13 protein-coding genes are annotated in these 12,300 nt (G+C 57.5%); 12 read left to right on the top strand and 1 reads right to left on the bottom strand.

The genetic code is table 11. The features are described from left to right. Positions 1-18: 18 nt before the first annotated feature. Positions 19-819, bottom strand: coding sequence for an inositol monophosphatase family protein (locus CFB02_RS06960; RefSeq protein ID WP_053115017.1), 801 nt, complete (start codon positions 817-819; stop codon positions 19-21). A 183-nt stretch (positions 820-1,002) separates the two neighbouring features. On the opposite strand from CFB02_RS06960, the gene trmJ reads away from it, so the two are divergent. The 12 genes from trmJ (at position 1,003) to bamB (ending at position 12,292) form a co-directional block, all read left to right on the top strand. Further along, positions 1,003-1,866 carry a tRNA (cytosine(32)/uridine(32)-2'-O)-methyltransferase TrmJ gene (trmJ, locus tag CFB02_RS06955; protein WP_088557439.1) on the top strand — a complete coding sequence of 288 codons (864 nt, stop codon included), beginning with the start codon at positions 1,003-1,005 and terminating at the stop codon, positions 1,864-1,866. Further along, positions 1,859-2,632, top strand: coding sequence for a serine O-acetyltransferase (gene cysE, locus CFB02_RS06950; protein WP_088559191.1), 774 nt, complete (start codon positions 1,859-1,861; stop codon positions 2,630-2,632). The genes trmJ and cysE overlap by 8 nt, the downstream gene beginning before the upstream one ends. Positions 2,633-2,710: 78 nt before the next feature. Then, a complete protein-coding gene (gene iscR, locus CFB02_RS06945) occupies positions 2,711-3,208 on the top strand; it encodes a Fe-S cluster assembly transcriptional regulator IscR (protein ID WP_088557438.1) in 498 nt (165 codons plus the stop codon). Between the two features lie 22 nt (positions 3,209-3,230). Next, entirely contained in the window at positions 3,231-4,379 is a 1,149-nt protein-coding gene (locus tag CFB02_RS06940) for an IscS subfamily cysteine desulfurase (RefSeq protein WP_088557437.1), read from the top strand. A gap of 68 nt (positions 4,380-4,447) precedes the next feature. Beyond that, complete coding sequence (gene ndk / locus CFB02_RS06935; RefSeq protein WP_088557436.1) at positions 4,448-4,876, top strand: nucleoside-diphosphate kinase; 429 nt, start codon at positions 4,448-4,450, stop codon at positions 4,874-4,876. Positions 4,877-4,939: 63 nt separating this feature from the next. Next, positions 4,940-6,052, top strand: a complete 1,113-nt coding sequence (gene rlmN / locus CFB02_RS06930; protein ID WP_008174327.1) for a 23S rRNA (adenine(2503)-C(2))-methyltransferase RlmN — start codon at positions 4,940-4,942, stop codon at positions 6,050-6,052. Between the two features lie 74 nt (positions 6,053-6,126). Then, the gene (gene pilW / locus CFB02_RS06925; RefSeq protein WP_088559190.1) at positions 6,127-6,900 is read left to right on the top strand and encodes a type IV pilus biogenesis/stability protein PilW; all 774 of its coding nucleotides are present in this window, start codon (positions 6,127-6,129) and stop codon (positions 6,898-6,900) included. Continuing rightward, a complete protein-coding gene (locus CFB02_RS06920) occupies positions 6,890-7,927 on the top strand; it encodes a RodZ domain-containing protein (RefSeq protein WP_088557435.1) in 1,038 nt (345 codons plus the stop codon). Before pilW ends, CFB02_RS06920 begins: the two co-directional genes overlap by 11 nt. A 35-nt stretch (positions 7,928-7,962) precedes the next feature. Continuing rightward, positions 7,963-9,081 carry a flavodoxin-dependent (E)-4-hydroxy-3-methylbut-2-enyl-diphosphate synthase gene (gene ispG, locus CFB02_RS06915; protein WP_008174332.1) on the top strand — a complete coding sequence of 373 codons (1,119 nt, stop codon included), beginning with the start codon at positions 7,963-7,965 and terminating at the stop codon, positions 9,079-9,081. A gap of 49 nt (positions 9,082-9,130) precedes the next feature. Next, a complete protein-coding gene (gene hisS, locus CFB02_RS06910; protein WP_088557434.1) occupies positions 9,131-10,411 on the top strand; it encodes a histidine--tRNA ligase in 1,281 nt (426 codons plus the stop codon). Positions 10,412-10,463: 52 nt separating this feature from the next. Further along, the gene (locus CFB02_RS06905; RefSeq protein WP_088557433.1) at positions 10,464-11,120 is read left to right on the top strand and encodes a YfgM family protein; all 657 of its coding nucleotides are present in this window, start codon (positions 10,464-10,466) and stop codon (positions 11,118-11,120) included. After that, the gene (gene bamB / locus CFB02_RS06900; protein ID WP_088557432.1) at positions 11,120-12,292 is read left to right on the top strand and encodes an outer membrane protein assembly factor BamB; all 1,173 of its coding nucleotides are present in this window, start codon (positions 11,120-11,122) and stop codon (positions 12,290-12,292) included. The genes CFB02_RS06905 and bamB overlap by 1 nt, the downstream gene beginning before the upstream one ends. The last annotated feature ends 8 nt before the right edge of the window (positions 12,293-12,300 follow it).

The raw sequence follows: 12,300 nt of genomic DNA, 5'->3' as shown, positions 1-12,300 counted from the left end.
CTGAGAGAGTCCGGGAGCTCAGCGAGGCAGGCGGCCCCGGAACGGATGCAGGACCTTGAGCACTTCGCGGAACAGTTTCGGGTTTGCAACCACCAGCTGGCGGGCGTTCCCGGTGGACGGATTGCCCGAGAAATCGCCGGTCAGGGCACCGGATTCCATGGCCAGTGTGACGCCAAGATCCAGCTCCGCGGCTTCCGGGCGAAAGATGATGGCTGCGTCCATCAATCCGGCGGACACACGGGCGATATCCAGCACCACGCAGCCGGAGGTGCGGAACATACCAGAGTCTCTGGCCAGTACGGCGGCCATTTCGCCCCAGAGCATCGGATCCTCGCTCTTTCGAGCCTGGTCCAGCAGGTTGGTGGCGATGGCGGCTTTCTCCGGCAGCTTGATTTCCGAAGCGCGAACGCGGCGGCTGTTGAGCGCCGCACCATGGCCGCGACTGGCCGAGTATTCCTCGCCGGTAACGGGGTTAACCAGCAGCAGGTTTTCGGTGCGGTTATTCTTTTTCTGGGACAGTGCCAGAGCGAACTCCGGAATGCCCCGAAGGAAATTTTCACGGCCCAGGACAGGGAAAATATGCCAGCTCTTTTCGCTGGTTCCGGCATCCGCTTCGTTCAGGGGCGCGATGCTGTGGTCTTTGTAGGCTTTTTCGAGCTGTTCGGCAAAATTATCATAAATAGATTGCTCAACCCGTTCCAGCTGACGACGGCGTTCTGAGTCGTCCTTGCCGGTAGGTTCCTGGCGCTCGAAATGGGCTTTCAGATAATCAGACCCCTGACGCGCGACGCGCAGGGCCATTTTAATAGCTGGTTGCATCTGAGTGTTCATTATCCGGGTGTGTGAAGGCCGGGTATCATAGCAAAAGATCACCCCGCTTGTATGTTTTTTGACTCAGCAATAGCACGGATAACCAGAGGTTACGGGTACTTCGGAGGGGCAGGGTGCCTTTGCTTTCTGCTATCATTGCCGCCCTGATCAATAACCTTGGGCCTGCTAACGATGCATAAAAGCGCACTTCCACAGGAAGGGACGGAAACATTCCAGGATCAGATCCGGATCGTTCTGGTTGAGACATCCCATTCAGGCAATATCGGCGCGGTCGCCCGTGCCATGAAAAATATGGGGCTCGGCAATCTGTGGCTGGTAAACCCGTCTTCGTTTCCGGACGAGGCTTCATACGCCCGTGCGGCGGGGGCTTCCGATGTGCTTGATAGCGCCCAGGTGGTGACTTCGCTCGATGAGGCGCTGGCCGACTGCGTTCTGGTAATGGGTACCAGTGCCCGGGGCAGAAAAGTCCCCTGGCCGGTGTGCGCCCCGCCGGAGGCTGCGGCCGCGGCCGCAGAACACGCCGGCAGTGGCCCGGTGGCCATGGTGTTCGGAAGGGAGAATCATGGTCTCAGCAACGATGAGCTGCAGCGTTGTCATTATCATATTCATATTCCCTCCAATCCGGATTACAGCTCTCTGAACCTGGCCATGGCGGTGCAGGTCATGTGCTATGAGTTGCGGATGTATTACCTCCGAAGCCTTGAAGGCGGTGAAGGAAGCCCATACTTACAGTCGATGACCCGGCCCGGGGACGAAGGATGGGATGTGCCGCCGGCGAAAGTCCACGATGTCGAGGGCTTCTTCGGGCATCTTGAGCAGGTCCTTATCGATGTTGATTTCCATCGGCGGGAGAACCCCAGGCAGCTTATGACGCGCTTGCGGCGGCTGTTCCAGCGAGCCAGACTTGATCAGATGGAGATCAATATCCTCCGGGGCATCCTTACCGCTGTGCAAAAAGCGGCGGGCACACGGAACAACAGCAAATCAACCGAGGCCGATACTGCGGCGACGGAACAGGACAATGGCCATGTTTGAGCGTTTGCGGGAAGACATTAACAGCGTGTTCCATCGGGACCCCGCCGCCAGGAACACCTTTGAAGTGCTCACCAACTACCCGGGTTTGCACGCACTGCTTTTCCATCGGTTTTCCCATTGGTTGTGGAGTTTGGGGTTGAAATGGCTTGCGAGGACCATTTCGACGATCGCCCGTTGGCTTACCGGCATTGAGATTCATCCAGGTGCAACCATTGGTCGTCGCTTTTTCATCGACCACGGCATGGGTGTTGTTATTGGTGAGACTACAGTGATCGGCGACGACGTAACCCTGTATCAAGGGGTTACGCTGGGCGGAACCAGCTGGAACAAGGGTAAGCGGCATCCCACGATTGGCAACAATGTGGTGGTTGGTGCCGGCGCCAAGATTCTGGGGCCTTTTGAAGTAGGCGAGGGTGCCAAGATTGGTTCAAACTCGGTGGTTACCAAGGCAGTGCCAGAGGGTGCAACCGTTGTAGGTATTCCTGGTCGCGTTATTGTCAAACGCCAGGGCGAAGACGATGCCCGCCGTAAGGAAATGGAAGAGCGAATGGGCTTCGATGCATACGGCGTTACGGAAGAAATGCCGGACCCCGTAGCACGGGCCATGCGCTCGTTGCTTGATCACATGCATGCGGTGGATGACCGCATAGAGAATATGTGCAAGGCGTTGCGCAAGGTGAACAGTGAATATCAGAATGGCGAACTGCCACCGCTCCACGAGGAAGATTTCGATTGCGTGCGAGACGACGAAGAGGTGCGGCGCTGAATACTTGACTGAAATGGTTGGTCAATTCATACTCTGTTCTGCATTTTTGAGATTCAATCCCGCCATGGGGCTGACGCTATGAAGTTGACCACCAAAGGCCGCTATGCCGTTACGGCAATGCTGGATCTGGCTCTGCATGGAGACCAGGGGCCGGTGAGTCTGGCCGATATATCGGCGCGTCAGGGAATCTCACTGTCCTACCTGGAGCAGCTTTTCTCCCGTCTCCGCCGCCAGAAACTGGTTGTCAGTATTCGCGGTCCCGGTGGTGGATACAGGCTCAGTCGTCCTGCGGCTGATCTCTACATTGCCGAAGTTGTTGATGCCGTCAGCGAATCGCTGGATACCACCCGGTGCGCCAACAAAGGCGATTGCCAGAATGGCGAGAAATGTCTGACCCACCACCTCTGGTCTGATCTCAGTGATCAGATTCATCAGTTTCTCAGCGAGATCAGTCTCGGAGACCTGATGAGGAAGCATGAAATTCGCCAGGTTGCGGACCGGCAAAATCGCCGCCAGTCCGACAGTGGCTCTGAAACCATCAATACCGAACGCCTGTCCGATCAGGCGCCGGCCTAACACCAACAAGTTTCCGGAATCCATGAAAAAGCCCGTTTATATGGACTACGCGGCCACCACGCCCGTTGATCCAGCCGTTGCTGATGAAATGATGAAATACCTCACGCTGGATGGTGTATTCGGTAATCCGGCATCCCGCACCCACGCCTATGGTTGGCAGGCAGAGGCCGCAGTGGAAGCTGCGCGCAAAAAGGTTGCCAGTCTCGTTCACGCTGATCCGCGGGAGATTGTCTGGACCTCGGGGGCAACGGAATCAGACAACCTCGCCATCAAAGGGGCGGTTGCCGGCCGACAGGGCGTTCATATCGTTACCTCCAGGATCGAGCACAAAGCGGTTGTCGACACCTGCAAGTGGCTGGAGCATCAGGGTACTGAAGTCACCTGGCTGGAGCCGGCAGCCGACGGAACCATCGGTTTTGATCAGGTGTTGGATGCGCTCAAGGAAAATACCGTGCTCGTCAGCCTGATGTTGGTGAACAACGAGCTGGGAACCATTAACGATATTGCCGCCATTGGTGCGGAATTGCGTCAAAGAGGCATTCTTTTTCACGTGGACGCCGCCCAGGCCGCCGGCAAGATGGCAATTGATGTCGGTACCATGCCGGTGGATCTGCTAGCGCTTTCCGGCCACAAGGTTTATGGCCCGAAGGGCGTCGGCGCCCTGTACGTCAGGCGGTCGCCGGATGTTCGTATCGAGGCGCAGATTCATGGTGGTGGCCATGAGCGAGGAATGCGCCCCGGAACGCTCCCCACCCATCAGATTGTCGGAATGGGGAAGGCGTTCGAGATCGCCCAGTCCGCGCTTGAACAGGAAGTGGAGAAGCTGGAAGCCCTGCGGGAGGCGTTTCTGGCTGGGCTCCGGTCTCTCGAGGGTGTCACTCTCAACGGCAGTGAATCCCGGCGCGTCCCGGGCATACTGAATCTTTCCTTTGAGGGGGTAGATGCGGAGTCCCTGATGCTCGGCCTTCGGGATCTGGCGGTATCCTCCGGTTCGGCCTGCGCTTCAGCCACGGTAGAGCCTTCATACGTACTCCGTGGCATCGGGTTGAGTGAAGAGCAGGCCCATCGTGCGCTGCGCTTTTCCATCGGCCGCTATACCACGAAAGAGGAAGTGGCGTTTGCCAGCGCGCAAATAGTTGATGTTGTTAGCCGCCTCCGCGCAGTGCGGTAGGAAGTTTGCCCCGGACTGCGTATAATCGCAGGCCACAATTTTAACCATCCACAAACTGGAGAAATACCATGGCAACTGAGCGCACGCTCTCGATTATCAAGCCCGACGCGGTCGCAAAGAACGTGATCGGCGAAATTTACAGCCGCTTCGAGAAAGCTGGGCTGAACATCGTTGCTGCCAAGATGATGCACCTCACCCAGGAGCAGGCAGAAGGCTTTTACGCAGAGCACAAAGAGCGTCCGTTCTTTAACGACCTGGTTGCATTCATGACCTCCGGTCCGGTGGTTGTGCAGGTTCTGGAAGGTGAAGGCGCGATCCTTAGAAACCGTGACCTGATGGGCGCGACCAACCCGAAAGAAGCCGAGGCGGGCACTATCCGCGCTGATTTCGCATCGTCCATCGACGCAAACGCCGTTCACGGCTCTGATTCCACGGCTTCTGCCGAGCGCGAAATCGCTTACTTCTTCAATGACAACGAGATCTGCCCGAGGGGTTGATTGCGTTGATCGGGGGCGATCATCCGGTCGCCTCCGAATTGATTATCTGATCGAGGTTATGAAATGACAGCGGCCGCTGAAAAAACCAATCTCCTGGGAATGCCAAAAGCAAAGCTCGAGGCCTTCTTCGAGTCCCTGGGAGAGAAGCGTTTTCGTGCCACTCAGGTTTTGCAGTGGATCCATCAGCGTGGCGCCGATGACTTCGATCAAATGACCAATATGAGCAAGGCGCTTCGGGAAAAGCTGAAGCAGGTTGCCGAGATCCGTGGTCCTGAGGTGGTGTACGACGAAACCTCCAAAGACGGCACCCGCAAATGGGTGATGCGCATGGACAACGGCAACAGCGTGGAGACGGTACTGATTCCCGATGGCGAACGCGGCACACTCTGCGTTTCCTCACAGATTGGTTGCAGCCTGGACTGCACTTTCTGCTCCACCGGCAAGCGGGGCTTTAACCGTAATCTGACTGCGGCGGAAGTCATTGGCCAGGTGTGGGTTGCGCGCAAGGCCTTCATGCCTTTTGAGCCGGGCCCCGATCGGCCGATTACCAACGTGGTCATGATGGGCATGGGCGAGCCCCTGCTCAATTTTGACAATGTCGTGGACGCCATGAACCTCATGATGGAGGATCTTGCGTACGGGATCTCCAAGCGCCGGGTGACCCTCAGTACCTCTGGCGTGGTGCCTGCGCTGGATCGCCTGTCGGAAGTTACCGATGTTTCACTGGCCATTTCCCTGCATGCCCCGAATGATGAACTGCGTAACAAACTGGTTCCGTTGAATAAAAAGTACCCGATCTCAGAGCTGCTTGCGGCCACCAAGCGGTATTTCGCCCGTTTGCCAGACAAGCGTAAGGCTACGATCGAGTACACCGTTATCGAGGGGATGAACGATCAGCCCGAGCACGCCCGGGAACTGGCGGTGCTGTTGCGGGATCTTCCGTGCAAGATCAACCTGATTCCCTTCAACCCGTTTCCGGAGAGCGATTTCCGGAGACCGAGCATGAATGCCACGCGGCGGTTCCAGAACGTTCTAAACGAAGCTGGCTACATCACCACTATCAGAACCACGCGGGGCGATGACATTGACGCCGCCTGTGGGCAACTGGTCGGGCGGGTCGAGGACAGAACCCGGCGGAGTCAGCGGTATATTCAGGTTCAGCAGGTGAATCCCTGAACCAGATACGTCTTGCAGCCCAATCGAGGAAGGGGACACCCGTGATAAAACCACCAGCAAACCGACGTTCATTCGTGTTGGCCACCCTGTTGCTGACCCTGCTGGTTACAGGTTGCGTTACCACTACCGACAGTCGGTTTTCACGGGAAGCAGATCAGCAGGAAGCGCTCGATAACTATGTAAAACTTGCCACGGCCTACATTGGGCAGGGCAATCTTGAACGTGCACGCCATCACCTCGACAGGGCATTGAAACTGGATTCAGATGACCCGGGGGCGAGGGCTGCGATGGGGCTTATCTATAACGCCGAGGGTGAGCCAGAACTGGCTGAGCGCAATTTCAAACAGGCCATTTCCGAGGATCCAGGGTATACAAGGGCGCGGGTTTATTACGGAGCTTTCCTGTTCGGCCAGAACCGGATGGAAGACGCGCGTGATCAATTCCGTTCTGCGTCCCGGGATACCGGTTATCAGGATCGCGGCTCGGTTTTCTTTAACCTGGGCATGACCCAGGAGCGCCTCGGAGAACTGGAGGCTGCGGGCACATCCTATCGCCGGGCAGTGGAGCTGACACGAGGCGACGCACGTTCCCTGCTGGCGCTTTCCCGGGTGTCCGTAGAGACTGGCGACTACGACGACGCTGCACGCTACTACTCGCGACTGATTTCATTGATGCAGCGAAATCAGCGTCTGGTGCACTCACCGGAGAGCCTTCTTACCGGAATCCGCATTGCCCGCTTCTACAGTGATGAAAACCAGGAGGCGAGCCTTGCGCTTCAACTCAGAAACAAATTTCCGGAGTCAGTCGAATACCAACAATATAAGGTGCTGATTTCTAATGGCAACTGAAGAAAACTCACAGCCAGCTATGAAGGAGCCCGTAGGGCGGCAGCTTCAAAAGGCACGGGAGAAAACCGGTCTGAGTACCGGTGATGTCGCAGCAGCGCAGCATTTGCGTCCTTCGGTAATCCAGGCGATCGAGTCGGGAGATTACAGCCAGATTGACAGTGAACTCTTTCTGAAAGGGTATGTCAGGGCTTATGCAAAACAGGTTGGGCTGGACGCAGACGCAGTGATTGCCGACCTCGACCAGGAACTGGAACCCATCCGGCAACAGCGGGAACAGGAGCAGGAAGCCAATCCGCTGGTAGACATCGAACGTCGCAGACGTCGTAAACGTCAGCTTGCCAAGGCTCTGTTTTTCCTGGTGGTGCTGGGCATTGCCGGATACCTTGCTTTCACCTTTCTGGCTCCTGAACAGGGCCCGGCGCCTTCCGAGCCGGTGACAGAACCGGAATCAGTGCCGGAAGAGCCTGCTCCTGCTGAAGCCGAGGAATCGGCTGCGTTGGCCGAGCCAAAGCGCTCCGAGCCTGTGCTTGTTGCCAGTGCTGAAGAGTCGGAATCGGCAGGTATGGAGGCGGAGGCGCCTACAGTGCAGCAGCCTGAAACAGAAACCGAGGCTCAAGCGCCTGAAACTGAGGTTGTTGAAAATCAGGTGCCTGAAAGCACATTGGCTACGGACGATGGCGCGTCAGATGCAACTGAGCCTGTTACCGACCAGATTCCTGCGATCGTCCAGACCCCCGAGCCGGTTCTGGAAGACCCGAATGGGCTGTCGGATGCTTCGGACATCGGCCGGCTCCAGATTCGCTTCAGTGACGATTGTTGGGTGCAGATCAGTGACGCAGCCGGTAACCGCCTGGTGAATTCGCTCCAGCGTAACGGGGACCTGATTGATATCGAGGGGCCGACGCCCTTGAGGGTTGTGATTGGCGCAGTCGATGCGGTTGAATCCATCCGTTTCCAGGGCGAGCCAGTGGATATCGGTGGCTACCGGGTTGTCAATAACCGGTCAGAATTCACCCTGACAATCTGAAATTTGATCAAATTTTCCATATCGGTCAGTAAGACATGAAACAGGATTCCCCGATTATCAGACGCAAATCCCGCCAGATCATGGTGGGCAATGTTCCTGTGGGTGGTGACGCGCCGATTGCGGTGCAGAGCATGACCAACACCGAAACCTGTGACGTAGAGGCCACCGTTGGCCAGATCAAGGCATTGCAGGAGGCGGGTGCGGACATAGTGCGTGTTTCCGTTCCGTCCATGGATGCCGCTGAGGCGTTCGGGAAGATTCGGGAGCAGGTTTCCCTGCCATTGGTCGCCGACATCCACTTCGATTACAAAATCGCTCTTCGGGTAGCCGAACTGGGTGTTGACTGTCTCCGGATCAATCCGGGCAATATCGGCCGTGATGACCGCGTCAGTGCCGTGATCAGTGCGGCCCGGGACGGCAACATTCCCATTCGCATTGGTGTGAACGCCGGTTCGCTGGAGAAGTCTCTCCAGCGCAAATACGGCGAACCCACGGCAGACGCGCTGGTGGAGTCCGCCATGCGCCACATCGATATCCTGGATCGTCATGACTTCCAGGATTTCAAGGTGAGCCTGAAAGCGTCGGAAGTGTTTATGACGGTCGATGCCTACCGTAAGATTGCTCAGCAGATTGAGCAGCCCCTGCACCTTGGCATTACCGAGGCAGGTGGGTTGAGATCCGGAACCGTGAAGTCCTCCATTGGCCTTGGCATGCTGTTGATGGACGGCATCGGTGACACCATCCGGGTATCGCTCGCAGCGGACCCCGTGCAGGAAATCAAGGTGGGCTTCGATATCCTGAAGAGCCTGCGTCTGCGCAGTCGCGGTATCAACTTCATCGCCTGTCCCAGCTGTTCCCGGCAGAATTTCGATGTCATCCAGACCATGAATGATCTGGAAGCTCGTCTGGAGGATGTAAACGATTCTCTGGATGTGGCGATCATCGGGTGCATCGTAAACGGTCCGGGTGAGGCAAAAGTGGCGGATCTCGGACTTACCGGCGGGAGCCCCAAGAACCTCTTCTACATGGCGGGAAAGCCGAACCAGAAGCTGGACAACGCGACATTGACGGATGATCTGGAGCGCCTGATTCGCGAGGAAGTGGCACGGCGCAAGGAACAGGAAGATTCGATTATTGCCCGGTCAGACAACTGATTGTTTCCGGTTCCCGGCACAACCATCCAGACAGAGTTAAGGGTTAACATTGGCAAAGATTCAGGCAATTCGCGGGATGAACGATATCCTGCCGGAGCAGACGCCGGTTTGGCAGTTTGTGGAATCCACGGTTCGCAGGGTACTGGCCCAGTATGGCTACCAGGAAATCCGCATGCCGATTGTGGAACAGACCGATCTGTTCAAGCGTTCGATTGGTGAAGTAACCGACATCGTCGAAAAGGAAATGTACACCTTTGAAGACCGCAACGGTGACAGTCTGACCCTCCGCCCGGAGGGCACCGCCGGTTGTGTTCGGGCCGCCGAAGAGCACGGTCTTCTGTTCAACCAGACCCGTCGTCTCTGGTACACCGGCCCGATGTTCCGGCACGAACGTCCGCAAAAAGGCCGCTACCGCCAGTTTCATCAGATTGGCGTGGAATGTTTTGGCATGAACGGTCCGGACATTGATGCCGAACTGCTGATCTTGACGGCAAGGCTCTGGAAAGAGCTTGGGCTCGCCGAGCATACCCGGCTTGAGATCAATTCCATCGGAACGTCCGAGTCCCGTCGGGTTTACCGGTCCGCCCTCGTGGATTACCTCGGTCAGTTCAAATCAGACCTGGATGCCGATAGCCAGCGTCGCCTCGAATCGAACCCCCTGCGCATTCTGGACAGCAAGGATCCTTCCACGCGGAAAATCCTGGAAAACGCGCCCAGCCTTGACGACTATCTTGACGAAGAATCCCGCGAGCACTTCGAGCGTCTGAAGGCGCTTCTTGAGGCCGCAGGGGTGAATTATTCAGTGAATCCAGCGCTGGTGCGGGGCCTCGATTACTACGGCAAGACGGTGTTCGAGTGGATTACCGACAGCCTCGGCGCCCAGGGTACGGTGTGTGCCGGTGGTCGATACGATGGCCTGGTGGAACAGCTGGGTGGCAAGCCGACCTTTGCAGTGGGCTTTGCAATGGGCCTTGAGCGCCTTATCCTGCTGCTGGAAACGCTGGAACTGGTTCCTGAGCACGTGAACAGCAATGCCGATGTCTACGTAACGGCGATGGGCGAGGGCGCATTGGCGCCTGCACTCGTTCTGGCTGAAGAGCTCCGGGCAGCCTTGCCAGAGCGTGTGATTGTTTCCCATTGCGGCGGTGGCAGTTTCAAAAGCCAGATGAAAAAGGCAGACCGCAGTGGTGCCAGGTACGCGGTGATTCTGGGCGAGAACGAAGTGGCCAACGGCACGGCCGGGCTTAAACCCTTGCGAGCCGACGAGCCGCAGGCGGAGATTGCCCAGGACAACCTTGCGGACACGCTGGCAGCGGCGCTGGCCGGCTGAGCCTGAACAAATTTACTGATATACAAGCAAAAATTCGACTACAGGAGTCCTCATGGCAGAGTTGCGCACCGAAGAAGAACAGATCCAGGCGATCAAGGACTGGTGGAAAAAGAACGGCAGCTCACTGCTCATCGGTATTGGTGCGGCCCTGGCCATTGTGTTCGGCTGGCAGGCCTGGCAGAACCATCAGGCCCAGCAGCGCACCGAAGCGGCCAACCAGTTTGCCAACCTGCTGAATGCCTTCAGCAATCAGGCCGATGAAACCAGTGACGAGACTGTCGCTTTTGTGGCGCAGACCCTCCGGGAAGACTACACGGACAGTGCCTATGCGGTATACGGCAACCTGATCCTGGCCCGTCAGCAGTTGATGCAGGGTGGCAACGCCGAGGCCGCCATTGATTCCCTGAAGTGGGCCCTTGAAAACACCGGTGAGCACGAGGCACTGGCACTTGTCGTGCGCAATCGTCTGGCGCGCGCCCAGTTTACCGCAGGCCAGTACGAGGATGCTCTGGCCACCATCGACGGAGCCGGTAATGCCGATGCGTTTGATGCCATGTATTCCGAGCTTCGTGGCGATATCCTGCTTGCCCAGGGCGACCGCGAGGGTGCGCGTGAGGCCTACCTCGCTGCCCGTGAGCAGAGTCAGCAGGGCCGTAGCGGTATTCTTGAACTGAAACTGGCAGACCTTGGCGTCGGGGAGGATGCCTGATGCCGGTTCTCCGCGACAGGATCCCGAGACGCGGATTTTTCCTGGGGCTGGCGCTTCTGGCTGCGCTTTCCGGCTGCAGCAGCACGGATACGTTCGAGCAACCTGTACCGGTTCCCGAGATTGAGGCGTCCGTCGAATTCGAACGCGTCTGGAGCATGTCTGTTGGCGATGGCCATGATGGTGATTTTCTCTACCTTGCGCCACTGGTTACCGGGGATCTGATCTACGCTGCCTCCGCAGACGGTGAGCTTTATGCGGTAGCGACGGAGACCGGAGAGGTTGCCTGGGAGTCCGAGTTTGAAGATCGCATCTTCTCGGGGCTTGGCGGTGATGGGCAGAATCTGTACCTGACCACCGAGAATGCCGACCTGGTGGCCCTGTCCCGGGAGGATGGCTCTGAGGTGTGGCGTACGTCTTTGCCGACGGAAGTGTTGGCTTCGCCACAATCCAACGGTTCTCTGGTTGTAGCCCAGACGACAGACGGCAAGGTACTTGGCTTCAGCGCCACCGATGGTGAAAAGCTCTGGCAGTATGATGGCTCCGTTCCGGTGCTGTCCATGCGCGCTGCCGCGGCTCCCCTGGTGGGCGGTGATGTGGTTATTGCGTCTTTTGCCAGTGGCAAGCTGATCGCGCTGACGGCAGCATCGGGCCAACCCATGTGGCAGTACGAGGTGGGTCAGCCGCAGGGACGCACTGAGCTCGAGAGACTGGTAGACGTAACCGGCCAGCCGCTTGTCATTGAGACTGCCGTGATGGTGGTTGGTTACCAGGGCAAACTCGCCCTCGTTGATATTCGTACCGGGCAGGAGATCTGGAGCCGGAAGGCCTCCAGCCTCTACTCTCCGATGATTGGTGGCGGTCAGATCTATCTTGCCGCTGCTGATGGCGAGATCGTTGCCCTCAGAGGCTCGGACCGTCGCGAGGTCTGGACCCAGGATCGTCTTGCCTGGCGCCAACTGACCCAGCCGATGGTTTATGAAGACTACCTGGTGGTGGGCGATTTTGAAGGCTACCTCCATGCGTTGGACCGTGAGGATGGCAGCCTGGTTGGGCAGCGCGAATTCGACGATGAGGGTATCCGCGTACCGGCACAGCGCCTCGCCAATGGTAACCTGCTGGTTTTTGGCAACAGCGGAAAGATGGCCGTATTCCAGGTTAAGCCGCAGGATTGATCCCCAAT

This window comes from Marinobacter sp. es.042 (assembly GCF_900188315.1).
Classification (GTDB): domain Bacteria; phylum Pseudomonadota; class Gammaproteobacteria; order Pseudomonadales; family Oleiphilaceae; genus Marinobacter.
The sequence above is the reverse complement of the archived record's forward strand: the minus strand, read 5'-3'. Positions and strand labels throughout refer to the sequence as shown.